The organism is Posidoniimonas corsicana (assembly GCF_007859765.1).
Classification (GTDB): Bacteria; Planctomycetota; Planctomycetia; order Pirellulales; family Lacipirellulaceae; genus Posidoniimonas; species Posidoniimonas corsicana.
In genome coordinates, this window is sequence record NZ_SIHJ01000007.1 from 17,562 (window position 1) to 41,972 (window position 24,411).

Below are 24,411 nucleotides of genomic sequence, written 5' to 3' on the forward strand. Positions count from 1 at the left end.
CCCCGGGCAAGATAGCTGAATGCGGCTCCTGTATCGCCGCCTGAACTGGACCGCGTCTAACGTCGAGACGCGCGGCAGCGAAGCTTCTCCGGTCTCTAACTGGTCCAACGGTTTGGGGAACCTCGAGGCGCCGTCCCAATCAAACGGCCCACCACCTCAAGATCCCCTGCTGCTGGTCCGGCGGACTTTCCATGTCGGCCCTCCTGCCTTACGAGGAACGATGCCATCCACTGGGAAGAGTAGCGACTAGAGATCCCTTTGTCAAAAAAACTTTGGCGCCACTTTTCGAATGTTGGATGCCGTCGTCGCTTGTTGTTGCGGCGTTTCCACTTGTGACGCCGCGGCGCTTGGCGGCCAGACTGCCGGACGTCGCTGCTATCGCGGAAGTAGCCGTGGCAAGCTCAGTGGATCGGATCGTTGCCGAACCGGCCGCGGCGCTCAGCAGTTCAACGACGGCGCCGCCACGTACCGAAGAGCATGCGTGGACGGTCTGACTAATAAGCACACGCGCGACGTACGCCTGAGAGTGTGGCTCAAGATCGTGATCAAACGCCTCCCGGCGTGATGGCCCCGCCCGTGAGCGTCCGCTTGCTGCGACTCGCGGCGCCGTCGCGGCTAACGCAACCCATCGGGGGTCTCCTCCGCCCAGACGTGCACGTCGTACGCGGGCAGCATCGACTTGACCAACTCGCTGGTCACCGAGTCTTCCGCCCGCACGCTCACGCTGCCCATTACACCGCCGCCGTAGACGGTCGCGTAGATGCTGCAGTCGCCCTGCGAGAAAACGATCCGCGGTTCGATGGTGACGCCCTCGATCGTTGGCGGTTGGAAATCGTTGTTGAACGACCGCTCGGCCGCCTCTTGGCCCTGAGCAATGAGTTGCTTTGCGTACTTGTTGCGACCCTCCACGTAGTAGGTGCGGTGCTCTTGCGTATGGAGTTCCCGCTGCACGCGTTTGGCCATCGCGGTGGCGGCTGCGGTGGACTTGCCGGACAGGCGGAAGTCGACCTCTCGCGTGACCCGCGGACCACCCCCGGGAGTTTCGCGGCAGGACATCGTGACCGTGGCCGTGTAGACCGGGCTGGTCACCGTCTTGACGATCGTCACACCGCGGGGGGACTTGTGCAATGAACCTTGGAAGCTGGTCTTCTCGGTGCTGGTCTCACCAGGCGTGTAGCGTTCCCGCAGTTCGGCGGCAGCCGCGCGGGGAGGCAACTCTGCGATGGCTTTCCAGGCTGCGAGGATCTCTCGATTGTCGATCGCCGCGACCGCTGGGTTGCGGTAGTGGTCCTCGACTGGGTGGCCGCCCCGCGCACGGGCAGTCAGGCAGCAGGCAGCGAGCAGCAACAACACCAAGGGCAGACGCATGGCGGGCTCCGGCGGGGGCGTGGTTATCGCCGCAAGCGTAGCCCGCCGGATCGACGCGGAAGAGGACGGCGGGAAACGCCGCCGGGCCGCGCCGCCGTTAGGACCGGCGCCGCCCGCACAGCGGGCCGCTACTCGGCGCCGGTCGGGTCGCGGAGCCGGTAGCCGATTCCGCGGACGGTTTCGACCAGCGTGGCGTGGTCGCCCATCTTTTTGCGGAGCGCCCGGATGTGCACATCGATGGTCCGCTCGAGCACCAGCGAGTCGCCGCCGAGCGCCGAGTCGATCAGCTCCGAGCGTGAGAACACGCGGCCCGGCTGCCGGAGCAGCGTTTCGAGCAGGCCGAACTCGCTGGGCGTGAGGTCGAGCGGCTGGTCGCCGGCCGTGCAGCGGTGCCGCTCGCGGTCGATCAGGATGCCCTGGCTGACGATGACCTCGTCGGTCTGCGCCGAACCCTGGCGGCGCCGCAGCAGGGCGCGGATCCGCTCGAGCAGCACCTTCACGCTGAACGGCTTGGTGACGTAGTCGTCGGCCCCCACCGAGAAGCCGGCGACCTGATCGGTCTCCTCCGCCTTGGCGGTGAGCATCAGGATCAGCGTCTGGCGGGTGATCGGGTCGGCCCGCAGGCGGCGGCAGATCTCCAGGCCGTCGATGACCGGCAGCATCAGGTCGAGCACCACCAGGTCGGGCGTCTTGAGCTTGGCCTGGTTGAGGCCGTCCTGGCCGTTGAGCGCGACCACCGTTTCGTAGCCGTCCTGCCGGAGGTTGTAGTCGAGCACGTCGGCCAGCGAGCGGTCGTCTTCGACAATCAGGATGCGGTTCTTGCTCATTGTCTTGCGGAGTCGGCGCCGTGCTGCATGTGGCGGTGGCGGGCGATCTCGCCCTCGACCAGGTAGACCACGTCCTCGGCAATGTTGGTCGCGTGGTCCGCGATCCGTTCGATGTGGCGGGTGGCGGAGAACAGGTGCACGGCCGGTTCGACCAGGCGGGGGTCGGCCTTCATCACGGCGTGCAGCTCGTTGATGACGTCGTGGTTGAGGTCGTCGACGGTGTCGTCCCGCTTGCGGACCGCCTGCGCGCGGTCGGCGTCGAGCTCAACGAACGCGTCCAGCGCGTCGCGGACCATGGCGATCGTGACGCTGGTCATCTCCTCTAGGCCCTGCGGGGCCGGCAGCACCGGCAGTTCTGAGAGCGACCAGACCCGCTCGCCGACGTTGACCGCCAGGTCGCCGATCCGCTCGAGGTCGGTGTTGATCTTGAGGATCGTGGCGACGCGGCGCAGGTCGGTGGCGACCGGCTGGTGCAACGCCAGGATCTTGAGGCACTCCTCCTCGATGCGGACCTCGCGGAGGTTGACCTGCGGCTCGAGCCGGGAGAGCTCGTCGAGGGCGTCGGTGGTCTGGTCGCACAGGCAGCGGCTGGCGGTGCGGATCATGTCCTCCACCATCGACGACTGCGCCAGCACGTCCCGCTCCAGCAGTTCGAGGTCGCGTTCCAGGTGTTTCGACATGCGTGGTATGGGTTGGGGTGGGACGGCGGCCGCGGGGCCGCCGGGCGTCAGCCGAAGCGGCCGGTGATGTAGTCTTCGGTCTGCTTTTTCGATGGGTTGGTGAACAGCTCGTTGGTGCGTCCGGCTTCGACCAGCTCGCCCTGGAAGAAGAAGGCGGTCTGGTCCGACACCCGCGCCGCCTGCTGCATGTTGTGCGTCACGATGACGATGGTGTAGCGGTCCTTGAGCTCGAAAATCAGGTCCTCGATCCGCGAGGTCGACGCCGGGTCGAGCGCCGACGCCGGCTCGTCCATCAGCAGCACCTCCGGGTCGGTCGCCAGTGCGCGGGCGATGCACAGCCGCTGCTGCTGGCCGCCGGACAGCGCCAGCGCGGAGTCGTTCAGCCGGTCCTTGACCTCGTGCCACAGCGCGGCGCGCTCCAGGCACTGCTCGGCGATCTCCATCAGCCGGTTCTTGCTTCGCTCGCCTGCCACGCGGGGGCCGTAGACAACGTTTTCAAGGATCGACTTGGGGAACGGGTTGGACTTCTGGAACACCATGCCCACCCGCTTGCGGAGCGACACCACGTCCACCCGGGCGGCGTTGATGTCGTGCGAGTCGAGCAGGATGTCGCCCTCCAGACGCGTGCCTTCAATCATGTCGTTCATGCGGTTCATGCACCGCAGGAACGTGCTCTTGCCGCAGCCCGACGGGCCGATGAACGCGGTGACGCAGTGCTCGGGCACCGTCAGGTTGATGTCGTACAGCGCCTGGCTAGAGCCGTAGTAGAAGTTGAGCGAGCTGACGCTGATCTTGGGCGCCGACGCGGCCAGCTCGTCCGCGGAGCGCGAGGCGCGAGACTGAGCGACCCGCGGCGGCTTGAGCCCAGTGTTTCTCTGTTCGGCAGGCAAGGTTTTAATGCTCATATCGCGGTTGTGCTTTGACGGGACGCGAGGCTGGGCTCGCTGGTGACAAGGCTACCAGCGGATCCGCTGGCCGTAGTGGTACCGGACCCAGACCGCCGCGGCGTTCATCATGATCAGCACCGCCAGCAGAACCAAGATGGCGGCGGACGCGAGCGAGTGGAATTCGGGTTTCGGGTCGGCGGCCCAATTGAAGATCTGCAGCGGCAGGGCGGTAAACCGGGAGTAGGGCGAGGTCGGCGTGTAGTTAATGAACCCAACGGCCCCCACCGCTACCAGGGGGGCCGCCTCACCCAGGGCGCGCGAGATCGCCAGGATGACGCCGGTCATCATGCCCGGCAGGGCCGCGGGCAGCACCTGCCGCCAGGTGGTCTGCCACTTGGTGGCGCCCAACGCGTAGCTGGCCTGGCGGATTGACCGCGGCACGGCCCGCAGCGCCTCCTGCGACGCGAGGATCACGATCGGCAGCACCACCAGGCTGAGGGTCAGAGCGCCCGACAGGATCACCCGGCCCAGCGACAGGCCGACCAGGTAGTCGCCGCCGGGGGCTTGCAGCGTGACCGCGCGGACAAAGATGCCGAGCCCCAGGATGCCGTAAACGATCGAGGGCACGCCCGCCAGGTTCGCGATGTTGAGCTGAACGAGCTGCTTCCACCGCGACGCCGCGGCGTACTCCTCCAGGTAGACCGCCGCGCCGACGCCCGCGGGTACGGAGAACAACGCGGTCAGGCCGATCAGCCAGAGGCTGCCAAAGATGGCCGGGTTGACCCCGGCCTTCTCCGGTCGCCAGGACGGGCCCTCCACCAGGAATGTCCAACCCCGTTGCCAGTAGGGGGCGGAGAAGAACGCGCTGGTCCGGGCGCCCAAGCCCTCGAGGGTGGACTTCCCCTCGAGTTCGGCGCGGGTCTGCTCGGGGAGGAACGCGTCGAACGCGTTTACCGCCACGGTGGCGAGCAGCCCGATCAGGATCAGCAGGCACAACGCGGTGGCTCCAGCGCAAAGCACGCCGAACATCGCCGACACGCGTTTGCGGCGGCGGAGCAGGTCGTCTTCGTTGGAGAGGGCATCGGTCATTCGTACTGCTCCCGCATCCGGCGGATAATCCACTGCGCCAGGACGTTGAGCGTCATCGTGGTGATGAACAGGGTCATGCCGACCGCGAAGATCGCCTTGTACTCGGGCGACCCGGAGGGCGCGTCGCCGGAGCTGATCTGCACGATGTACGCGGTCATCGTCTGGACGCTCTCCAGCGGGTTGAGCGTCAGGTTGGGCTGGGCCCCCGCCGCGAGCGTGACGGCCATGGTTTCGCCGATGGCGCGGGACACCGCCAGCAGCACCGACGCCACGATGCCCGACAACGCCGCCGGAACGATCACCTTGACGGTCACGTCGAACTTGGTGGCGCCGAGGGCGAAGGCGGCCTCGCGGAGCGCGCGGGGCACGCTCCGCAGCACGTCCTCGCTCAGCGACACGATCATCGGCAGGATCATGAACCCGACCACGATGCTTGCGCTGGCGGCGTTGTAGATGCTCTGCGCGCCGAACCAGGTCTTGATGATCGGCGAGATGGTGGTCACCGCTACAACGCCGTACACGACCGACGGGATGCCGGCCAGCACCTCGAGCAGCGGCTTCACGGTCTCACGGACGCCGGGCGACGCGTACTCGCTCAGGTAGATCGCCGTGCCCAGGCCGATCGGCGCCGCGATTAGGATCGCCCCGCCGGTTACCAGCAGCGTGCCGCAAAACAGCGGCAGGATGCCGTAGTGCTTGTCGCGGAACGTGGGCGACCACTGGGTGGAGGTCAGGAACTCGACCAGGCTCACCTCGCGGAAGAACTGCAGCGACTCGACCATCAGCACCAGCACGATGCCGAGGGTGGTCAGCACGGAAACCCCTGCGCACACCCACAGCACCCACTGGATGACGCCCTCGTACAGGGCGCGCGTGCGTGCGGCGCCGCCGCTGTGCAGCGACGCCTCACGCGCGGGTTCGTTGGTGATGGCGGGTGAGCTCAACGTGGGTCGACCGGTCCTACTCCGCCGCGGGCGCCTTGGCGGGGGCGGCGCCGAGCGCGGCCTCGAGGGTCGCGGCGTTCTCAGCAGCGACGTCGTCCGGCACCGGCACGTAGCCGACGTCCTTGGAGAGCTTGGCCGCCTGGTCCATGTAGAACTTCACGAACTTCGCGACCTCGGGCCGCTTGAGCGACGCGGTGTTGACGTAGATGTACAGCGGCCGGGCCAGCGGCTTGTACGTGTTGTCCATGACGGTCTCCATGGACGGCTTGACAGGGCCGTCGCCGCCGTCGACGCCTAGCAGCTTCAGCTTGTCTTTGTTCTCGATGTAGTACGCGAAGCCGAAGTAGCCCAACGCGTTCTTGTCGCCGGCGACGCCGGTGACCAGCATGTTGTCGTCTTCACTGGGCGCGTAGTCGCTGCGGCTGGCCTTGGCCTCGCCGACGATCTCTTCGGTGAAGTAGTCGAACGTTCCCGAGTCCGTGCCGGGGCCGTACAGCACCAGGTCTTCTTCAGGCCAGTCGGGGTTGATGTCGCTCCACTTCTGGGCAGGGTCTTCCGGCTTCCACATCTGCTTGAGCTGATCGACCGTGAGTTCGTCGCACCAGTCGTTGTCCGGGTTCACGACCACCGCCAGGCCATCGTAGGCGACCGACAGCTCAATGAACTCGACGCCGTTCTCCTTACACTTCTCGGCCTCGGCAGGCTTCATCCCGCGGGAGGCGTCGCAGATGTCGATTTCGCCAGCGGCGAACTGCTTCATGCCGCCGCCCGTTCCCGAGAAGCCGACCGTCACCTCGGCGTCGGTGCCCTGGTCGCTGAACTCCTCGGCGACCGCCATGCTGACCGGGTAGACCGTGCTGGACCCATCGATGCTGATCGACCCGCTCTTGGAGCCAGTCGCGGCGTCCGAACCGCCCTCGGGGGCGGGGCGGCAGCCTGCCGCAACAATCATCGCGGCGCTGAGCGTGACAGCATGGAAACGACAAAGATTCATCGGTAAATCAGCCTTCTGAGATCGCGATTGAGTGCTAGTTCCGCCCCTGTAGGGGCCCGCAGCCGCTGGCCGCAGGGCCTGACAGCATAGAAGCGGAGTGTGAAGGTTGTGTGAAGAAAGTGTGAGGAGCCCGTTGCCCTCCGCTCCCCTATTGGGGATGCGGCATGCCGCTTTCTGCTAGCCTCTTACGGGCTGATCGGCATCGCCGCGGCCGCCCCCAGCCCGTACACTCCGCTCCCGCAGAAGGGGAAGCCGAACCTGTTTGGAGGGTCGAGGTGAGGGTGCTGCTGACAACCTGCTCGCTGGTCGCCAGCGGGGGCGTCGAGATGCACTTGCTGGACCTCGCACGGGGTCTGTTGCGGCGCCGCTGCGAACCGGTGGTCTACGCACCGAAGCTGGGCGCCTTCGCCGCACGGTTGCGGGACCTCTCCGTTCCCGTTGTCGACGATCTCGCACACCTGCACACCACGCCCGACTTGGTGCACGGGCACTACGGCCCATCGCTCATGGCGGCGCTGCTGCGCTACCCGACGACGCCGGGCGTCCAGACTTGCCACGGGTGGGACTGGCGCGGCGACGTGCCGCCCAATCTGCCGCGGGTCCTACGGCGGTTGGCGGTCGACGCCGTGTGCCGCGACCGGCTGGTGTGCGGCTTTGGCGTGCCAGAAGAAGACGTTCAGGTGCTGTTCAATGGCGTGGACCTGGCGAGGTTTGCTCCGCGTCCCAAGCTGCCCACCACGCCCCGCCGCGCGGTGGTATTCAGCAACTACCAGACCCACCGCACCGTGGAGCCGATTGTCACAGCCTGCGGGCGGGCGGGCGTGGCGGTGGACCTGGTGGGGCGCAGGTTTGGCGCCGACTGCGTCCAGCCCGAGTGTTTGCTCTCGGACTACGACCTAGTCTTCGCCAAGGGACGCTGCGCGTGGGAGGCGCTGGCTACCGGTTGCGCGGTGGTTGTCGCCGACACGACAGGACTAGGCCCGCTAGTCACCTCGGCAGAGCTGCCTGCTTTGCGGCTGTGCAACTTCGGCAAGCGGTTGATGGTTGATCCGCTCACGGTGGAGTTGGTCGGAGAACAGATCGCCCGGTACGACGCGGCGGACGCGGCATGCGTGAGCCGGCAGGTCCGCCGCGAGAACTCACTCGAGCTGCTCTTGGATCAACTCCACAGCATCTACTCCGAGGTCATCGCTGAACAGCAGACGGACCCCGCCGCGGCTGGCGGCGACGACCTCCTGCTGGCGGCCTACGCCGAGCGGTTGTGCCGCGAGCTAGCGGTCGACGAGCCGCGCGCGGTGTCGCGGTCCCGGCTGATACGCAAGCGGATTGAGGCGCGGGCGGACCGCCTCGTCCGACAGGCGACGCGGCTGGTCAAGTCACCGTGGTCGGGGCTGGGCCGCCGGGCGGCATAGTGGCCCGAGGAATCAATCACGATTTCCAAGCGAGGAACTGGTCATGATCAAACCAAACACTCTGCCACGCGGTCGCGCCCTGCTCGCCATCGCGCACCCCGGCCACGAGCTGAGGGTGTTCCGCTGGTGCGAGCTGGCAAAGCCCGACGTCGCAGTGCTGACTGACGGCTCTGGCGCAGCTGGCGCGTCACGCGTCCACCGCACGACGAGCCTGCTGGCCGGCATCGGCGCCAAGCCCGCTGCCTTCTACGCGCCAACCACCGACCTCGCTCTGTACGACGCCGTGCTGAGGGGCGACCTGGATCTGATGCTTGGTCTGGTGGGGCGGCTCACCGACGTGATTGTGTCGGGCCGCTACGACTACGTCGTCGGCGACGCGCCCGAGGGCGAAATCATGGGGCACGACCTATTCCGCGGGCTGCTGGACGCGGCGCTCGGCGTCGCGAGGCGGGCCACGGGTCGCGAGATAGCTAGCTACGACTTCCCTCTGGAGGCCGCGCCCTGTTCGGTGCACCCCGCCGTGGCGACGGGGACCTACTACCTCCACCTGGACGACGCCGCGGTTGAGCGGAAGATCAACCACGGGTTGGCCTACGAGGAGATCGCGCACGAGGTGGTCCGGGCCGTCGAGACGCACGGCCGCGACGCATTTGCGGTGGAGTGCCTGCGGCCGTCACTCACGGAGGCCGGCCTAGCGTCGTTCACGGGGACGCCCTCCTATGAGCGGCACGGCGAGCGGCAGGTCGCCGAGGGCCGCTACGCCGAGCCGGTCCGCTACCGGCAGCACGTGGCGCCGCTGCTGCAGGCGATCCGCCGGGAGTCACGGGCGCTAAGCGCGGGGCTCGGCGGCGCCCCGGCTAAGACTTCGGCAGCGTAACGTAGAACGACGTGCCGTGATCGATCTTCGACTCAACCGCTACCGACCCGCCAAACGACTGCGTCAGGTGCTTCACGATCGACAGCCCCAGCCCGGTGCCGCCGAGCTCGCGTGAGCGGGCCTTGTCAACGCGGTGGAACCGCTCAAACACACGGGGCAGCTGGTCCTTGGGGATGCCGATGCCGGTGTCGGTCACCGAGAGCCGCACGTAGTCCTCTTCGACCACCTTCCAGCCGACCGTCACGCTGCCGCCGTCAGGCGTGTACTTGATGGCGTTGTCCACCAGGTTGTTGAGGATCACCCGCAAGCCCTCCGGGTCGGCCACCACCTCGGCCTGCGGCTCGTCCGACTCGGCCAGCAGTCGGATGCCCCGGGCGTCGGCCTGGGGTGTGTAGTCGCTCAGGCAGGCAGCGACCGCCTCGCCGACGACCACCGGCGCCAAGTCAAACGTCTGCTCGGCCGACTCGATCCGCGCCAGGCTGAGCAAGTCTTGGATCAGGGCGTTGAGTCGATCGGCCTGCTCCTCAATTCTTCCCAGGAAGCTCATGGCGTGCTGCTCGTCGTGCAGAGCGCCGCCGAGGAGGGTCTCGGTATAGGCCTTGATGGAGCTGAGGGGCGTCTTGAGCTCGTGGCTGACGTTGGCCACAAACTCTTGCCGGATGGTCTCCAGCCGGCGGAGCTCGGTGATGTCGTGCAGCACGATCACGGCGCCGCCCGACTCGGCGCCCATTAGCGGCGTGATCTGCACAGACAGCCTGCGCGGCTCCGGTCCTTGAAGGTCGATGTCAAGCCGCTGCGGCTGGTCGTTGGACTGGACCTCGGCCAGCGCGTCGTGCAGGGTGTGGTTGCGGATGATCTCGATCAGGGGACGCCCCTCGACCTTCTCGGGCAGGAACCCTAGCAGATTGCCCGCCGCCTTGTTCGCCAACGAGACATGCTGCGCCGAGTCGATCGCGATAACGCCCTCGACCATGCCCCCCAGCACGGTCGCCTGCCGCTGCCCGCTGCGGCGGAGCTCGTCGAACTGGGAGTTGAGCTCGCCGCACATGTGGTTGAATGAGCTGGCCAGCTCGCCGAGCTCATCGCGGTTGGGGACGAACGCCCGCTGGTCGTAGTCGCCTCGCGAAACCGCGTCGGCGGCGTCGTTCAGCTGCAGGACCGGCCGTACGATGCTACTCACCACCAGGTAGGTGACAGTGAGCAGCGCGGCGCCGACACCCATCGCCAGCAGCCACAGCCGCTGGCGGAAGTAGTCGATCTGCTCCTGGATGACGTCCACCATCGCGGCCGCCCGGACAGTGGGCGAGGGGCCTTTGTCCACCGCGTCGCGGAGCGCCACGTACACGTAGGGCTTGCCGGTGGTGTCGCTAGAGCGCTTGGCGACACCCCAATTGGTGTACTCCGCCTGGGACACCTCGCCCCGCTCGGCGTGGTTCTCCATCTTCAGAACGGCCGCCAAGTCCGGCTGGGACGAATCAGCCAGCACCCGCCCGTCTGCGTCGATAAGCGTGAGCCGGTATCCAGAGTCCTTGCCCAGCTGAATCAGCTCTTGCTGCAATGCCTCGGAAGGCTCGTTGTCGAGATCTTCGCGGTAGGTCCGCTGCATCAGCACCGCCGTCGAGCGGAGATGTTGTTCGGCTTGTTCGTAGGCCCGGTGCTCGGTCCAGGCAAGCGTCGCGCGCAGCAGCGCGAAGGCGGCCAAGATATTGACCAGGCCGAACGCCAGGAACATTTTCCAGAAGAGTCTCGATCGGAGCATGCGGCTAGCGTAAGGTGCGCTGCCGCGGATTGTCGAGGGTCCCAAGCTCGACCAGCTCTAGCCGACGCCGCTGCATTAGTGGTTGAGCGACGGGAGTTGAAGCGGCGCCTCAGCGGCGGCCGGTCGGAACATCATGTCGAATTCTTCCTGCGCCCTGGTCTTGGCCGGCGCCGGCGACTGGGTCGGCGGCAGCGGCTGAGGGCGGAGGACCGGCGACTCGGGGGCAAGCTGGCGTGGCGCCTCGGCGGCGCGTTCTGCCGGCAGAGTTCTGGCGGCGGATCGCGGTGCGGGCGCCGCCTCAGGAGCCGTACTCGGGGACGTCTGAGGCGTGGTCGGCGGTTGGGCTGGTGGCGTAGCGGGGGCGGGCTCGGGCGCGGCGGTTAGGGGTGGTTGCTCGACCGCGGTCGCAGTCGGCGCGCCGTAGGCCGCCGGCCGGACGCCCTCGCGGTGCTGGTCGTACACGCCTCGGCTCACCGCTGGAGACTGCCGCGAAGCGTAGTTCAGCGGCCGTGGCTTGCCGCGGCGGCGTTCCAGGTCCTGGGCGTCGCGGTAGGCCTTGCCGGGCCACCCGCCCTCGGACAAGAAGACCCCGTCGAACTCGAGCAGCGTGCCTTTCACGAAGTGCAGGTTCTTGATCGCCACGGCGTACTCGGTAACCGTGCGGTGGTGACGCGACTCGGACTCGGCGTGCCGGCGCTGGGCCTCTAACAGGAGGTTGAGCGGCGCCTTGTCGGCCTCGAACGCCGCCTTCACCGCGTCCAGCTCGTTGCGCGAGGCGACCAGGCGGTTGTAGCTGGTCTGCGACACCCGCAACGCCCGGTCGACGTCGCCGACGGCGGACGCGGCCTCGTGAACCACCTCTTGCTGCTGGTCGCACAGGATCGCCCGTTCACGGGCCAGCAGCAGCTCGGCGTTGCGGACCGCGGAGTGCGCCTGTCGGTAGCCGATCGGGATATCAAGCTCCACGCCGAGCTGCCACTCCTGGAAGTCGCCGCCGGTAAGGTTCTCGTACGCGTTGTCGAACTCGCCAATCGACGGGTCGTTAACAGGCAGCAAGTCGGAGCCGAACCCGCGCCAGCGGTACCGCCCCACGGCGTCCAACCGCGGCAGCAGGTGGTTGCGGCTGGCGATCAGCTCCAGCTCGCGTTGCCGGATGCTCCACTTCTGCCGGCGGAGTTCTGCGCGGCGGTCAACAGCCTCGAGCATCACCTGGTCCCAGTCGAAGACCACCTCGGCAACCACCGGCTCCTGAGCCGGACGGAGCAGCTCGCCATCGGCGGCCGGCAGGTTCATCAGCCGCCGCAGGCGCCGCTCGGCGACGTACACGCCGCCGTTGCCACGGAACGTGCCGGCCAGGCTGCCGTTATTGGTGCGCGTGCCGTCGAACAACCGCCCGGTCAACGCGTTCTCCACCTCCTCCTGGAAGCGGTAGTACTGCTCGCGGGCCTGGGCTTCTTTCTCGGCCTCGCCGCCGCGGCGGCCGGTCTCGTACAGGGCCTGCACGCGTCGCCAGGTGTCGAGCGCCGCGTCGCGGGCGGCGATCTTGGCGTCCAGATCGCGGTAGGCGAAGTAAAGATCCCAGTAGGCGTTCTCCAGGTTGCTCACAAAGTCGCGGACAGAGATCTCGAACTCGGTGAGCTGCACGTCGGTCTTCAGGCGGGCGATCAGCACGCCCTCGTACACGCCGGGCGTGCGGGTCGGCCCGGCGATGCGGTTGTACTCCACGCCGCCGCCCTGCATCAGCGGGTGTCGGAACTCGCCCTCAACCTTCACCGTGTACGCGCTGTCGAACAGGTTGCCGGGCGCGTTGTTGGCGTCGTACTCGACGATCTGGCGGGCTGAGAGCTCGGTGCCGGTGACGGCCCGTTTGGAGAGCTGCGTCTGCTGGACCGCGGCGTCCTGGGTGAGGATCCGGGTGCCGCCGCCGAAGAACTGGTTGTTGAGCGCGCGGTCGTTCTTCTCGACGAACAGGCTCGAGGTGAGCTGCGCGTCGAATGCACTGAGCGCCGCCTCGACGCCGGTGAAGGGGTCGGTTTCGGCGATGGCCGGGTCCCACACGGTGCGCGTCGACACCGGTGAGCGGACCACGGTTCCCCCCAGGTCGCGGAGCACCGTGGAGTTGGCCAGGCCGAGCTGGATCACCTCCTCCAGCAGGATGTCGCGGTAGCGGGCCGGCTGGTCGTCGCTGATGGTGCGGGGCGGGAGCGAGTCGAGACCGGCGTCGCACGACTCGAGCGAGCACTGACTCACCGCCGGGTAGTCGATGTCCGCGGCGGCGGTGGCGTAGTAGTCACCGCCGGGGCCGCCGGTCGCCACGCAGTCGCCGCCCGACTTGAACGGCGTGCCGCTGCGGCACCCGCTGGCTAGCACCGAAGCGGCCAGCAGCACGCACATCGCTTTGCGTCGGTTGTGCCGGCTCGTGGCCACGCGTCGTCCTCAGGACAGGGTGTCGTGTCAGCCGGCGGTGCCGCTGGCGTAGCCAGCAACGCGTGCACGCCGTGGGCGCAGCCGTGAGACTCCGCTCTTGTCTTGCACATCGACAGCCGCCAACCGGCGGAATGAGACTAATCGATACATTCCCCCAAACCCGGCGGGTCTCCCCGACGCTCGCCGCCGTCAGACCCGCCCCCACCCGGCCGGCCGACCCAACCGGCACAGCCGGAGTGTCGAGCACCGCGCGGGGTAAGAACGGGCCGAGCCGGGCCCGTGGATGCGGGAGTTTCCCGCAATCGCCGGTATACTGAGAACTCTATGGCCACTACCCCCGCCAGCCGCACCAACGCCCCCGGCAGCGCTACAGCCCCGCGCGCAGCGGGCGATGTGTGGAGCGACTTCGCCGCTGAGCTGGCGGTGCTGACCGAGCTAGCACGCACCGCCGACACGGCCGAGGCGTTCTACTCCGAGGCGCTGCGGCGGACGGCCGCCGCGTTGGCCGCCGAGGGCGGGGCGGTCTGGTCGATTCAAAAGGACGGCCGACTGCGTCAGGTGACGCTGATCTCGCCCGCCGATCGCCCTGGCGACTTTTCGCAGCGGGTTCGGCATGAGGAGCTGCTGGCGTCGGTCGCGCAGTCGGGGAAGCCGCGCGTGCTGGCGGCCAATTCCGAGGCCGAAGATCCGTCCGCGTCCAACCCGCTCCCATACACACTGATTGTCGCCCCGGTCACGCCGCCGCGTTCTGAAGTCGCGGCTCTTATCGAGCTGATGCTCCAGCCGGGCGCCGCGCCGTCGGCGTACCGCGGCGCCGAACAGCTGCTCTGCGCAGTGTGCGAAGTCGCCGCCGATCATCACACCCTGTCGGACCTGGGCGAGCTTCGCTCGGTCTGCCAGGATCAGCGACGGCTGCTGACGCTCGCCGAACGCGTGCACGGGGGCCTTTCGCTCAACCACACCGCGGCGGCCATCGCCAACGAGGCCCGCAGCGCCATCGGCTGCGGACGGGTCAGCGTGCTGGAACGGCGGGGCGGCGGGAGCCGCCTGCTGTCGATCAGCGGCGTCGACCGCCCCGATCGCCGCTCGCGGACGCTACGCGGGCTGCAGGAGCTGGCGGCGGTCTGCTGCCGGCTCGGCGACCCTCTCTACCTGTCCGAGGATCAGGACGAAGCCCTGCCGCAGGCGTCCGACGCGCTGCACCGCCACGCCGACGAGGCCAACGCACGGCAGGTCGCCGTGGTGCCGCTGCTCGGCGCCGGGGCCGACGAGGAGACTCCGCCGATTGTCGGCGCCCTGGTTGCAGAAAACTTTACCGGCGCCGACACGCTCCTAGCGCGTGATCGGGTGGCGGAGGTCGCCCGCATCTGCGGCGTAGCGCTGGGCAACGCGTTGGAGCATGAAGCCACCCCGCTGATCGGGTTGACCCGATCACTGCGGGGCGTGACGCGGCCCTCTGCCATGGGCAGGGGGGCCATCGCTGCAACGGCGCTGGCGTTAGCCGGCGCGGCGTTGCTGTTTGTCCCAGCCGAGCTGCGCATCGACGCCCGCGGCGAGCTTCAACCGGCCGAACGACGCAACATCTTCGCGCCCGGCGATGGCGTTGTGCAGCAGATCGCTGTTGAGCACGGCGAACAGGTGGCCGCGGGCGACCTGCTCATCGAACTCCGCGACCCGCAGCTCGACCTGGAGCTCAATCGGATTGAGGGGCAGCGGCAGACCACGCAGCGCCAGCTCGAGGCGGTCCGCGCGACGCGTTCCAGCATCGATACTCGTAGCGCCGACCGGGCCGAGGCGTACCGGCTCAGCGCTGAAGAGCAGCAGCTCGGCCAGCGGCTCAAAAGCCTCGACGCGCAGCGCGATCTGCTGCTCGAGCAGCAGCGCTCGCTGTCGGTCACCAGCCCGGTCGACGGGATGGTTGTCACGTGGGAGTTGGAGGACTCGCTCCGCGGGCGGCCGGTCGAACGCGGGCAGAACCTGATGAGCGTCGCGGACACCGCCGGCGAGTGGCGGGTCGAGTTGCAGCTGCCCGACGACCGCATCGGGTACCTCATCGACGCCCAGCGGGAGGACGTTGGGAAGCCGCTGCAGGTAGAGTACCGACTCGGGAGCCAGGAGGAAGGGTTCTTCCGTGGCGAGGTTGCAAGGATTTCCGAGCGCGCCGACGCGCCCGCTCGCGGCGCTGCCGACGGCTCAGAACGCACCATCGACGTTGTAGTTACGCCACAGGCGGGCGATCTATCGGCAGAGAATCCTGAGGTCCGGCCCGGCGCATCGGTGCGAGCCCGTGTCCTGTGCGGCGAGCACTCGCTGGGTTACGTGCTGACACACGACCTTGTCAACGCCTTGCGTGTCTGGTGGGAGTTCTAGCCATGAGCGTCCTTCGCTACTCACGGCTGATCACTGCGGTCGTCCTGCTTCTCGTCGCCGGTCCGGCGCGTGGCCAGTCGAACAGCAACGACGCGCCCGTGAACGTTGATTCGGTTGTGCTCCGTTTGCTCCACGAGGCGAACGCTCCCGCCCAGCGCGCAGGTGTGCTCACCAAGCTCCTGGCGAAGGAGGGGGACGTGGTGCGCAAGGGAGATGTGTTGGCGGAACTGGACGAACGCGACGCGGCGCTTGTCGAGCAGTCGGCCCGGCTGGAGCTCGAGATCGCCAAACGCAAGGCAGAGAACGACATCCAGGTCCGGTTTGCAGCCAAGGCGAACGAGGTGGCGGCGGCCGAGCTGCGACGCAGCGAGGAGTCGGTCCGCAGCTTCCCGAAGAGCGTGTCCCGTTCGCAGATGGATGTCGAGCGGCTCGAGGTTGAGAAGACGGCGCTCGAACGCGAGCAGGCCGAGCACAACCAGGAGCTCTCGACGATGGAGGTCGACGTGAAGAAGTCGGCAGTAAACGCCGCCCGGCTCGAACGCCTGCTGCGGCGGATTGCGGCGCCGCTGGACGGCGTGGTGGTTGACGCGCCCGCCAAGCTGGGCGAGTGGCTGGAGCCGGGCCAGCTCGCGTTCCGCCTGGTGAATGTCAGCCGACTGAAGGCCGAAGGCTTTGTCACCGCGTCCGACGCCCGCCGCATCGCCGCCGGCGATCAGGCGCGGCTGCGGCTGCCGGGCGAAGAACAGGAGTTCACCGGGCGCGTTGTGTTCGTCAGTCCGGAGATCGACCCCATCAACAACCAGGTGCGGGTATGGGCCGAGATCGACAACGGGCAGCAGCTGCTGCGCCCCGGGCAGCACGCCGAGATGGCCATCGAGCAGGCTAACCCCTGACCGCTTCGCGTCATCACGTTCAACTAGCCGCGACGCATGTCACCCTCAACCAACAACCGCCCCTTGCTGCTCCGTGCCCGTCCCGACGTGGTCGCGGCGGCGGTGCGCGTGGCCGGCTCGCCGCGGTGGGTGGTGACCGACCCGGTGACCCTCGAGCACTACGACCTGAGCGATCAGGAGTACACACTGCTGACGTGCCTGACCGATGGGGTCAGCCTGCGGGACCTGCAGCGGGCGTTCGAGGCCCGGTTTGCGCCGCGGAGGATCACATTGGAGCAGGTGTGGGAATTTGTCAGCCGCCTGCACCGCTCGGGGCTCGCGGTCTCGACCGCGGCGGGGCAGGGAGAGCGGCTGGTTGAGAAACGCAACGAGCACCGCCGTGAAGAACTCTCCTGGGCGTGGACGCGGCTGCTCGCCATTCGCTTGCCAGGGCTGCGGGCCGACCCGCTGGTAGGACGCCTGCACACGCTGGTGAGCTGGGCGTTCACTCCGCTCGCCGCGCTGGCGGCGTTGACGCTCGTGTTGTGGGCGGCGGCGATCGTCGTAGCCGACTACGCGGCGTTCGTGGCCGGCATGCCGTCGCTTGCCGAGTTGGCGCGACCCGAAAACCTGGCAGCGCTGTGGGTCACGGCCGTCGGCGTTAAAGTATTGCACGAATTGGGGCACGCACTCGCCTGCAAACACTACGGGGGCCGGGTGCACGAGATGGGCGTGTTGATCCTGGCGTTCACGCCCGCGATGTACACAGACGTTTCTGATCTGTGGCGACTGCCGAGCCGGCGCAAGAGGATGATAGTTACCGCGGCGGGGATTGGCGTCGAACTCCTGCTGGCGGCGTTGGCGGCGATCGTCTGGCGGTACACAGACGCGGGCCTCGCCCACACCGTGGCGCTGAACGTGATGATCGTCTGCACGGTCGGCACGCTGCTGATCAACGCCAACCCGCTCCTGCGGTACGACGGCTACTACCTGCTGTCCGACCTGACCGAGACCTCCAACCTGTGGCAGAGGTCCCGCGAGGCGGTCGCCCTGCTGTGGGGCGATTGGCTCACGAGCCGCGACACGCCCCGCCCGCCGATCCGACCGTGGTGGCTGCCGCTGTACGGCGCCGCGTCGCAGCTCTACATGGTCGTGGTGCTGGTGTCGATTGTCTGGGTGCTCGCCCTTGCGTTACGCCCGTTCCGTCTCGAGAACCTTGCATACGCAGCGGGTGCGGTCGCATTGGCGGCGTCGGTATCGGGGCCGCTGCGGCGGGCGTGGCGGACCGGGCGGAACCCCATCGCCCGGCGGCGTATCCGCCGCGGCCGCGCTGCCGTGGCGATGTTGGGCGTTGGTGTCGCGGCCGCCGCGCTCTGGTTCGTTCCCATCCGTTTTACAGCCGAGGGAGAAGCCGTCGTCGCGTTGGACCGTGGCGCGACCGTCGTGACAACGACTCCCGGCACGCTCGTGTCGGCGGCGGCGCTCGGCGACCGCGTCCAACAGGGCGATGTCATCGCCCGGTTGGAGAACTCCCAGCTGAAGCGGGAAATCGCGGAGCTAGAGTCGCGGCTTAAGGAAGAGGAGCTGCGACTGCGTCAGCTCCAGTCGGTTCGGGCCCGCGACCCGCAGGCGAGCAGCCAGATCCCCGCGGCCGAGTCGATGGCCGCCGACCTGCGGGAGCAGGTCCGCAAGCTCCGCGAAGAGTCTGATCGGCTGGTGCTGAGGGCGCCGCGGGCGGGGGTGCTGGTGGCTGGCGAGCGGGCAAATGCAGACCCGCGCCCGGATCGGGCGACCCTTGCGCGTTGGGCAGGATCGCCGTTGGACCACGCCAATCTCGGCGCGTGGCTCGAAGCGGCGTCGGTTGTTTGTGAGGTTGGCGACCCATCGGCCCCAATCGCCGAGGCATCGCTCGGCGAGGACGACATCGAGCTCGTAGCGCCCGGCCAATCGGTTGCCATCGCCTGGCGGCAGACGCCGGGCGAGGTCACCCGGGGACGGGTAGCAGCCGTGTCCCGCCGCGTGGTGTGGCCGGAAGAGGACTCCGCCGGTCCGCACGCTGCCGCCGCGCCGCACTACCAGGTGCGGATCGAGCTGCACGACCCGCCGGCAGCGCTACGGGTAGGCGGTGAGGGCCGGGTGAAGATCGACACCGGGGCCACAAACCTAGGCGCATGGGCGGTGACCCGACTTCGGCAGCTGTTCCGGTTGCCGTAGATTCAGCCGGCGGTGACTACGGGATGAGGGCGATGAGTCCCACCGCCGTGCCCGCCTCGACCGCGGCGGCGTCCAGGCGGCAGGGCCACCAGTGCTTGCGGTACGGGTTGCAGTTGCCCGGACGGTAGTGGCCCAGCGTGTACACGCACTCGCGTGGGCAGTCGGCAGCCATCAGGTAGGGCAGGGCGGGGATCGTGCCGAAGAAATGGGCCGCGCTCACTACCGGCTGCAGGCAGTTGCAGCAGACGTAGCCGTACCGCTCGGCGTTGACCTCTTCGAAGTACAGCGGCTGGTGGCGGCTGGAGGGCGCCTTCCAGTGGTAGGCCATCACCGGCCAGGTCCGCTGCAGGACCACCCCGGCGGGGGTCCCGAGCTGAGCCAGCCGCTCGGCGCCGTAGTTCCGCGGCAGCTTGCCGCTGGGCTCACTGATGTCGACGCTCATCGCCTGAACCGGCCGGAGTTCGATGGCCAGCTGCCGCGGCTCGTCCCCGGGGCTCGCCTCGGGCGGCGCAATCGGCTCCTGGGCCGTCGCGCAGCGACCGACCATTAGGCAGACCAGGGCCAGGCAGAAGATCGTGGGCAGACGCATCGTGCGGTCTCGCGTACGCGGCGGACGGAATCTCAGTTCTTGCTTCGGCGCCCGGGGCCCCGGGAATCCACCCATCCGGCACGACCGGACCCGGAAAACGCGAGAATGCCCCGAAAAGTTTGACAGTTTTACCAGGCCCTCATGATAATGAACGCTCTGGCGAGAAGGGGTTGGACAGCATCGCCGGGCCGGCGCCCACGGCCTGAGGTCTGTCAACGGCTCGCCGTATTCGTCGGACGGTCTGGAGCCGTTCTGGTCCACGTAAGGACGGCATTGACTGTAACTTGCGCCGATCGACGTGGGGCGTCGCTCGGGTGCGTTTGGGGAATCGCTTCTCGATGGGTCCGACCTCCTGGATGGCGCGTGTGGTGCGGTTTGCCCGATCGCTGCGCGCCGACATCTGGGGCGACCCCCGCCCGCGCTGGTCGCAGCGCCCGCAACTGCGCCCCGACGAGTTGTCGGTCCGTCGGCTCGAGCCACGCCGTGTGCTTGCCGCCAGCATCCAGACCCTGGCCGTGCCTGCCGAGGCGGTCGAGGGTGACACCGTTGAGGTTAGCGCCGAGGCGACCGGCGGCGGAGCCCTGCAGTTCGACTGGACCATCACGCGGAACTCCAACGTCATTGCCCAGGGCTCCGGGCAGGACTTTACGTTCCAGCCCCAGGACGACGGCGAGTACGACGTCGCATTGCGGGTGACGGACGCGTCCGACGCGTCGCAGGCTTACGCCGAGGGTACGGTCACCGTTGCGAACGCCAAACCGTTCATCTCGCAGCTCTCCGCGACGCCAATCCCGGTGAGCGGCGTCACCACGCTTACCGGCGTGTTGTCCGACCCCGGCGGCGACGACACCCACACGCTGCAGATCAACTGGGGCGATCCCTCCGACCCGGCCAACTCGCAGACCATCGACCTCTCGAGCCCCCCGCCTGGCGTCGACTACAACCCGGCAACCGGCGCGTTTTCCATCGATCACCAGTACGCCAACGGCCAGCCGGCGGGTGTGCTGCGGATCAATGTCAAAGCCACCGACGACGATGGCGGAGAGTTCTACGCGCTCGCTTCAGGCGTGGCGGGCAATTCGGCGCCAGAGTTCTCTGGCCTGTCCGCCACGCCGATCACCGAGAATGGAGTCACCTTGCTGACCGGCGTCGTGACCGACCCCGACCCGGAGGATTTGCTAACGCTGCAGATTAATTGGGGCCACCCCGAGTCTCCAAACAACGCGCAGCTGATCGACCTCGCCGACCCGCCCCCTGGCGTCAGCTACGATCCCACCACGGGCTCCTTCTCGGTCGAGCACCAGTACCTCGACAACCCGGCCTCAGGCGTGTTCCGGATCAACGTCAAGGCGACCGACGGCACCGGCGGCGAGTTCAACGCCCTCACTGCCGGTCGGGTAGAGAATGCGCCGCCGACACTGTCGGGCCTGACGGCGACTTCCATTGACGAGAACGGCGTCACGGTGCTGGCTGGCGTGCTGGACGACCCTGGCACGCTCGACACCCACAGGCTGGAGATCGATTGGGGCGACCCTCTCTCGCCAGGCAATACCCAGTTGATCGACCTCGAGAACCCGCCGCTGGGCGTTCACTACGACCCGACCACCGGCGTGTTCACGGTCGAGCACCAGTACCTGGATGACAACCCCAGCATCACCCCCGTCGATGTGACCACCATTTCCGTCAAGGCAGTCGACAACGACGGGGCCTCGGTCGTCGCCGACGCGTCGGTGCAGATCAGCAACGTCGCGCCGGGCGTTGAGGAATTGGCCGCGACGAGCCTGCAAGAGAACGGCTACACGACGCTCACCGGACGGGTGGTCGACCCTGGGTCTCAGGACACCCACCGGCTGGTCATCACCTGGGGCGATCCCGCGTCGCCAGGGCACCTGCAGGTGATCAACCTTGCGAGCCCTCCGCCTGGCGTCGACTACAACCCGGCAGACGGCGGCTTCCGCATCACCCACCAGTACCTCGACGACAACCCCTCCGGCACAGGGTGGGACGCGTACTCGATTCGCGTGAACGTCCTGGACGACGACGGCGGGACCTCGTTCGCGACGACCACCGTGGTGGTCACCAACGTCCCGCCGGCGCTGGCCGAGATCAACGCGCACGATGTTGACGAGAACGGCGTCACCACGCTCAGCGGCAAGATCGTTGATCCCGGCACGCTGGACACGTTCACGCTGACGGTCGACTGGGGCGACGGCGCTACCGAGCAGTACACGACCGACCCTGATGGCGAGGGGGTCAGCCTGTTGGAGCCAACCGGAGGCGTGTCGTACGATCCCACGACGCGTGAGTTCTCCATCAAGCACCGCTACCTCGACGACAACCCCAGCGGCACCCCAACCGACGCGTACACCATCAGCGTCGACGTCCTAGACGACGACGGCGGCGCCGCGCAGGCGACCACCGACATCACCGTCCGCAACGTTGCGCCGTCGCTGGTAGGGGTCGACGCCAATAACGTGAGCGAGAACGGCGTCACCACGCTTACCGGCAAGATCGTCGACCCGGGCACGCTGGACACCTTCACCCTAACCGTCAACTGGGACGACGGCACGGTTGAGGAGTTCACGACCGACCCAGGAGGAACGGGGATCAGCCTGCTCGACCCGCCGGATGGCGTTACCTACGACGCCGGGACCCGCGAGTTCACCATCCAGCACCGCTACCTAGACGACGACCCGACCGGCACCCCCAGCGACCCGTACACCATCCGCCTGACCCTCGTCGACGACGACGCCGACATGGCGGTCGACGCCAAGACAATCACCGTCGCCAACGCCGCGCCCGTCATCGGCGACACGCCCGACGTTAACGTCGACGAGGGGCAGCAGCTGTTCATCGGCCCCCACGCGGGCGGCGCCGGCGTGATGATCCCCGGCATCATGTTCGAGGACGCCGGAACGCTCGACACCCACACGGCGACCATAAACTGGGGCGATGGCTCGATGGGCGAGGACCTCGTGGTCCTGCAGAACGACGGTTCCGAGATCCGCACCGGCATCCTGATCGGCAGCCACACCTATGCCGACAACGGCGCCTACACGGTCACCGTCACCATCACCGACGACGACGGCGGCCAGGATGTCGAGACGTTCGTCGTGAACGTGATCAACGTCGACCCTACGCTTACCGGCGTCGAGGGACTGCAGGTCGACGAGGGGCAGGCCGTCACGCTGGCCGGGCTAGGCGTCGGCCTTGCCGACCCCGGCTTTGACAACCCGCTCAACACCGGCGACCCGAGCAACGGCGGCGAACTCCAAGAGACCTTCGTCGGCATGCAGGTCGACTGGGGGGATGGCTCGGCGCCCATGAGCGTCAGCATCGTCGACCGCGTCAGCGGATCGCCCGGAGTGCCCACCACGGCCGCCTTCTCTCACGATGTTCACTACTACGCGGACGACGGCGTCTACAGGGTGAGCGTCACGATGAGCGACGACGACGGCGGCGCCGTGACCCGCACGTTCGAGATCCTGGTGGAGAATGTCGCCCCGGCGCTCGTCCTGACCGACCAGATGTTCGTCATCAACGAGGGGGACACGCTGGTCATTCCTCACCTGGGGAGCTTCACCGACCCAGGGGCCAGGAACGACCTCAACCCCAACGGCGCCTCCGATGAGACGTTCAGCTACACCATCGACTGGGGCGATGGAACTTGCGAGAAACTCCACCTGCCGGTGTCGGTGGTGGACGGCGGCCCCGGCGTCGGCAAGACCGGAAACCTGCTGGCCGGGCACGACCACACCTACGCCGACAACGACGCCGACAGCCGCTACACGATCACCGTCACCCTGCACGACGACGACGGCGGCTACGACAAGCAGAGCTTCGAGATCACGGTCAACAACGTCAACCCGACCATCGAGCCGCTGACGCCGGGCGAACTCATCGACGACGACTACATGCCGGGGATCCTGGTTGACGCCATGGACCTGGAAGGCGACGGCGTGACCTACCTGGTGCTCCGCTTCAGCGACCCCGGGGCCGACACGTACGACGTGTGGATCGACTGGGGCGACAAGCTCTACCTGCCCGAGGGCGACCAGCGGTTCGTCAAAGCCACGCCAATCAACTGGTCGGAGTCCACGGACGGCGTGACGCTGCTGTTCTCGTACCCGTACACCGGCCCGCCGGACCCCCTCAATCCGGCGGCGCCGATCGAGATCACAGCCATCGTCGTCGACGACGACTACGCCGCCGCCACGGGCGACGAGTTGGTGTTTGGTCCAGAGACCACCTTCCTGATCGAGCCCGGCCGCAGCGATCCGGGCCAGGCCGTGATCACGAACCCGGGCATCGAGGACACCAACGTAGCGATCGACACCACGCCGGACATCGCACTGCTAGAGTTCCCCCAGCTGGCGGAGTACATCGAGCCGCCGGCGCCTCAGGTCAGCGTCGACCTGAACCAGCAGACGCAAGACGTCGAGGCCTCCGCCGGCGAGCTCTCGGCCACAAGCGAACGGGTGTGGGTGATCCGCACGGTCGCCCCGGACGGCGAGCTCGGCGAACCGGTGCGGCTCAAGCCCGACGCGCTAGACCGGCTGCCCGAACTGTTCGCCAAGCTCCCCGACGGGCACTACCAGATCCTGGTCATCCGCACGGAGAACAACACCAGCCGGCTTGTGATGGACTTTGTGATCCGCGGCGGGCGGCCAATCGACGTGACCGACGACTCCGACGGCGCCCGCGACCGGCCCCCCACCGAAGAGCAGGTGGACCCGCCGGCCGAGTCAGTCCAGGCGCCAATCGAGATCGACGCACGCGAGGTTCCCGCGGAGATCGTCGACCCGCAGCAGAACGGCCAAACGCAGCCGCCGGGCGAGCCGACGGTGCTGACCGGTCAGCGGCGGCAGTCCGAAGCCCAGCTCACGGCGGGGGCCGCGGTTGCGTTTGGACTCGCCCGCACCCGTCAGGGCGAATGGCGGCGGCGTGTCGAGGACGCGCTGCAGCACGCCGACGAAGAGGATTGGAAGCTGCTGAACCTGCTCCGTCGCCGCCCACGTTAGTAGACCGACCAAGCAACAGGCGTCCCAAGGGTCAACCCACTTACACCTCATCACCGACCCGCCTCATCAGGCCGCGGCTCC

At 67.8% G+C, this 24,411-nt stretch carries 16 protein-coding genes; 6 read left to right on the forward strand and 10 right to left on the reverse strand.

Going from position 1 to position 24,411, the window contains the following annotated elements; translation table 11 throughout:
• Positions 1-615: 615 nt before the first annotated feature.
• From KOR34_RS25275 to KOR34_RS25305, 7 genes are all read right to left on the reverse strand, one after another.
• On the reverse strand, positions 616-1,368 hold the full coding sequence (locus KOR34_RS25275; RefSeq protein ID WP_146568933.1) for a hypothetical protein: 753 nt from the start codon (positions 1,366-1,368) through the stop codon (positions 616-618).
• Positions 1,369-1,496: 128 nt separating this feature from the next.
• On the reverse strand, positions 1,497-2,195 hold the full coding sequence (locus tag KOR34_RS25280; RefSeq protein ID WP_146568934.1) for a response regulator: 699 nt from the start codon (positions 2,193-2,195) through the stop codon (positions 1,497-1,499).
• Entirely contained in the window at positions 2,192-2,875 is a 684-nt protein-coding gene (phoU, locus tag KOR34_RS25285; protein WP_146568935.1) for a phosphate signaling complex protein PhoU, read from the reverse strand. The genes KOR34_RS25280 and phoU overlap by 4 nt, the downstream gene beginning before the upstream one ends.
• A 47-nt stretch (positions 2,876-2,922) precedes the next feature.
• Positions 2,923-3,780, reverse strand: coding sequence for a phosphate ABC transporter ATP-binding protein PstB (gene pstB / locus KOR34_RS25290; protein WP_146568936.1), 858 nt, complete (start codon positions 3,778-3,780; stop codon positions 2,923-2,925).
• A 51-nt stretch (positions 3,781-3,831) separates the two neighbouring features.
• Positions 3,832-4,851, reverse strand: coding sequence for a phosphate ABC transporter permease PstA (gene pstA, locus KOR34_RS25295; protein WP_197531738.1), 1,020 nt, complete (start codon positions 4,849-4,851; stop codon positions 3,832-3,834).
• Positions 4,848-5,795, reverse strand: a complete 948-nt coding sequence (gene pstC, locus KOR34_RS25300) for a phosphate ABC transporter permease subunit PstC (protein WP_228714766.1) — start codon at positions 5,793-5,795, stop codon at positions 4,848-4,850. Before pstC ends, pstA begins: the two co-directional genes overlap by 4 nt.
• Positions 5,796-5,811: 16 nt before the next feature.
• Complete coding sequence (locus tag KOR34_RS25305) at positions 5,812-6,789, reverse strand: PstS family phosphate ABC transporter substrate-binding protein (RefSeq protein WP_146568937.1); 978 nt, start codon at positions 6,787-6,789, stop codon at positions 5,812-5,814.
• 275 nt (positions 6,790-7,064) lie between these two features.
• Between KOR34_RS25305 and KOR34_RS25310 the strand changes: the two genes are divergently transcribed.
• Entirely contained in the window at positions 7,065-8,201 is a 1,137-nt protein-coding gene (locus tag KOR34_RS25310) for a glycosyltransferase family 4 protein (RefSeq protein ID WP_197531739.1), read from the forward strand.
• A 43-nt stretch (positions 8,202-8,244) separates the two neighbouring features.
• Positions 8,245-9,078 carry a hypothetical protein gene (locus KOR34_RS25315; RefSeq protein ID WP_146568939.1) on the forward strand — a complete coding sequence of 278 codons (834 nt, stop codon included), beginning with the start codon at positions 8,245-8,247 and terminating at the stop codon, positions 9,076-9,078.
• Here KOR34_RS25315 and KOR34_RS25320 read toward each other — a convergent pair.
• Together KOR34_RS25320 and KOR34_RS25325 are read right to left on the reverse strand one after the other, a co-directional pair.
• Positions 9,059-10,837, reverse strand: coding sequence for an ATP-binding protein (locus KOR34_RS25320; protein ID WP_146568940.1), 1,779 nt, complete (start codon positions 10,835-10,837; stop codon positions 9,059-9,061). The genes KOR34_RS25315 and KOR34_RS25320 overlap by 20 nt on opposite strands.
• 75 nt (positions 10,838-10,912) lie before the next feature.
• The gene (locus tag KOR34_RS25325; RefSeq protein WP_146568941.1) at positions 10,913-13,264 is read right to left on the reverse strand and encodes a TolC family protein; all 2,352 of its coding nucleotides are present in this window, start codon (positions 13,262-13,264) and stop codon (positions 10,913-10,915) included.
• Positions 13,265-13,588: 324 nt separating this feature from the next.
• On the opposite strand from KOR34_RS25325, the gene KOR34_RS25330 reads away from it, so the two are divergent.
• From KOR34_RS25330 to KOR34_RS25340, 3 genes are read left to right on the forward strand one after another with little or no spacing between them, the layout of a single operon-like run.
• Positions 13,589-15,634, forward strand: coding sequence for an efflux RND transporter periplasmic adaptor subunit (locus tag KOR34_RS25330; protein WP_146568942.1), 2,046 nt, complete (start codon positions 13,589-13,591; stop codon positions 15,632-15,634).
• A gap of 2 nt (positions 15,635-15,636) precedes the next feature.
• Positions 15,637-16,527, forward strand: coding sequence for an efflux RND transporter periplasmic adaptor subunit (locus KOR34_RS25335; protein ID WP_146568943.1), 891 nt, complete (start codon positions 15,637-15,639; stop codon positions 16,525-16,527).
• Positions 16,528-16,563: 36 nt separating this feature from the next.
• Positions 16,564-18,720 carry an efflux RND transporter periplasmic adaptor subunit gene (locus tag KOR34_RS25340; RefSeq protein WP_146568944.1) on the forward strand — a complete coding sequence of 719 codons (2,157 nt, stop codon included), beginning with the start codon at positions 16,564-16,566 and terminating at the stop codon, positions 18,718-18,720.
• A 16-nt stretch (positions 18,721-18,736) separates the two neighbouring features.
• Here KOR34_RS25340 and KOR34_RS25345 read toward each other — a convergent pair whose 3' ends face one another.
• Positions 18,737-19,309 carry a hypothetical protein gene (locus KOR34_RS25345; RefSeq protein WP_146568945.1) on the reverse strand — a complete coding sequence of 191 codons (573 nt, stop codon included), beginning with the start codon at positions 19,307-19,309 and terminating at the stop codon, positions 18,737-18,739.
• A gap of 338 nt (positions 19,310-19,647) precedes the next feature.
• Between KOR34_RS25345 and KOR34_RS25350 the strand changes: the two genes are divergently transcribed.
• Positions 19,648-24,330, forward strand: a complete 4,683-nt coding sequence (locus KOR34_RS25350; protein ID WP_146568946.1) for a PKD domain-containing protein — start codon at positions 19,648-19,650, stop codon at positions 24,328-24,330.
• The last annotated feature ends 81 nt before the right edge of the window (positions 24,331-24,411 follow it).

What these genes read in the sequence shown, in the direction of transcription:
- KOR34_RS25280 (WP_146568934.1), bottom strand. Translation starts at nt 2,195, where the DNA reads ATGAGCAAGAACCGCATCCTGATTGTCGAAGACGACCGCTCGCTGGCC.
- KOR34_RS25275 (WP_146568933.1), bottom strand. Translation starts at nt 1,368, where the DNA reads ATGCGTCTGCCCTTGGTGTTGTTGCTGCTCGCTGCCTGCTGCCTGACT.
- KOR34_RS25350 (WP_146568946.1), top strand. Translation starts at nt 19,648, where the DNA reads ATGGGTCCGACCTCCTGGATGGCGCGTGTGGTGCGGTTTGCCCGATCG.
- KOR34_RS25330 (WP_146568942.1), top strand. Translation starts at nt 13,589, where the DNA reads ATGGCCACTACCCCCGCCAGCCGCACCAACGCCCCCGGCAGCGCTACA.
- KOR34_RS25320 (WP_146568940.1), bottom strand. Translation starts at nt 10,837, where the DNA reads ATGCTCCGATCGAGACTCTTCTGGAAAATGTTCCTGGCGTTCGGCCTG.
- KOR34_RS25315 (WP_146568939.1), top strand. Translation starts at nt 8,245, where the DNA reads ATGATCAAACCAAACACTCTGCCACGCGGTCGCGCCCTGCTCGCCATC.
- phoU (WP_146568935.1), bottom strand. Translation starts at nt 2,875, where the DNA reads ATGTCGAAACACCTGGAACGCGACCTCGAACTGCTGGAGCGGGACGTG.
- KOR34_RS25340 (WP_146568944.1), top strand. Translation starts at nt 16,564, where the DNA reads ATGTCACCCTCAACCAACAACCGCCCCTTGCTGCTCCGTGCCCGTCCC.
- KOR34_RS25305 (WP_146568937.1), bottom strand. Translation starts at nt 6,789, where the DNA reads ATGAATCTTTGTCGTTTCCATGCTGTCACGCTCAGCGCCGCGATGATT.
- pstA (WP_197531738.1), bottom strand. Translation starts at nt 4,851, where the DNA reads ATGACCGATGCCCTCTCCAACGAAGACGACCTGCTCCGCCGCCGCAAA.
- KOR34_RS25345 (WP_146568945.1), bottom strand. Translation starts at nt 19,309, where the DNA reads ATGCGTCTGCCCACGATCTTCTGCCTGGCCCTGGTCTGCCTAATGGTC.
- pstB (WP_146568936.1), bottom strand. Translation starts at nt 3,780, where the DNA reads ATGAGCATTAAAACCTTGCCTGCCGAACAGAGAAACACTGGGCTCAAG.
- KOR34_RS25335 (WP_146568943.1), top strand. Translation starts at nt 15,637, where the DNA reads ATGAGCGTCCTTCGCTACTCACGGCTGATCACTGCGGTCGTCCTGCTT.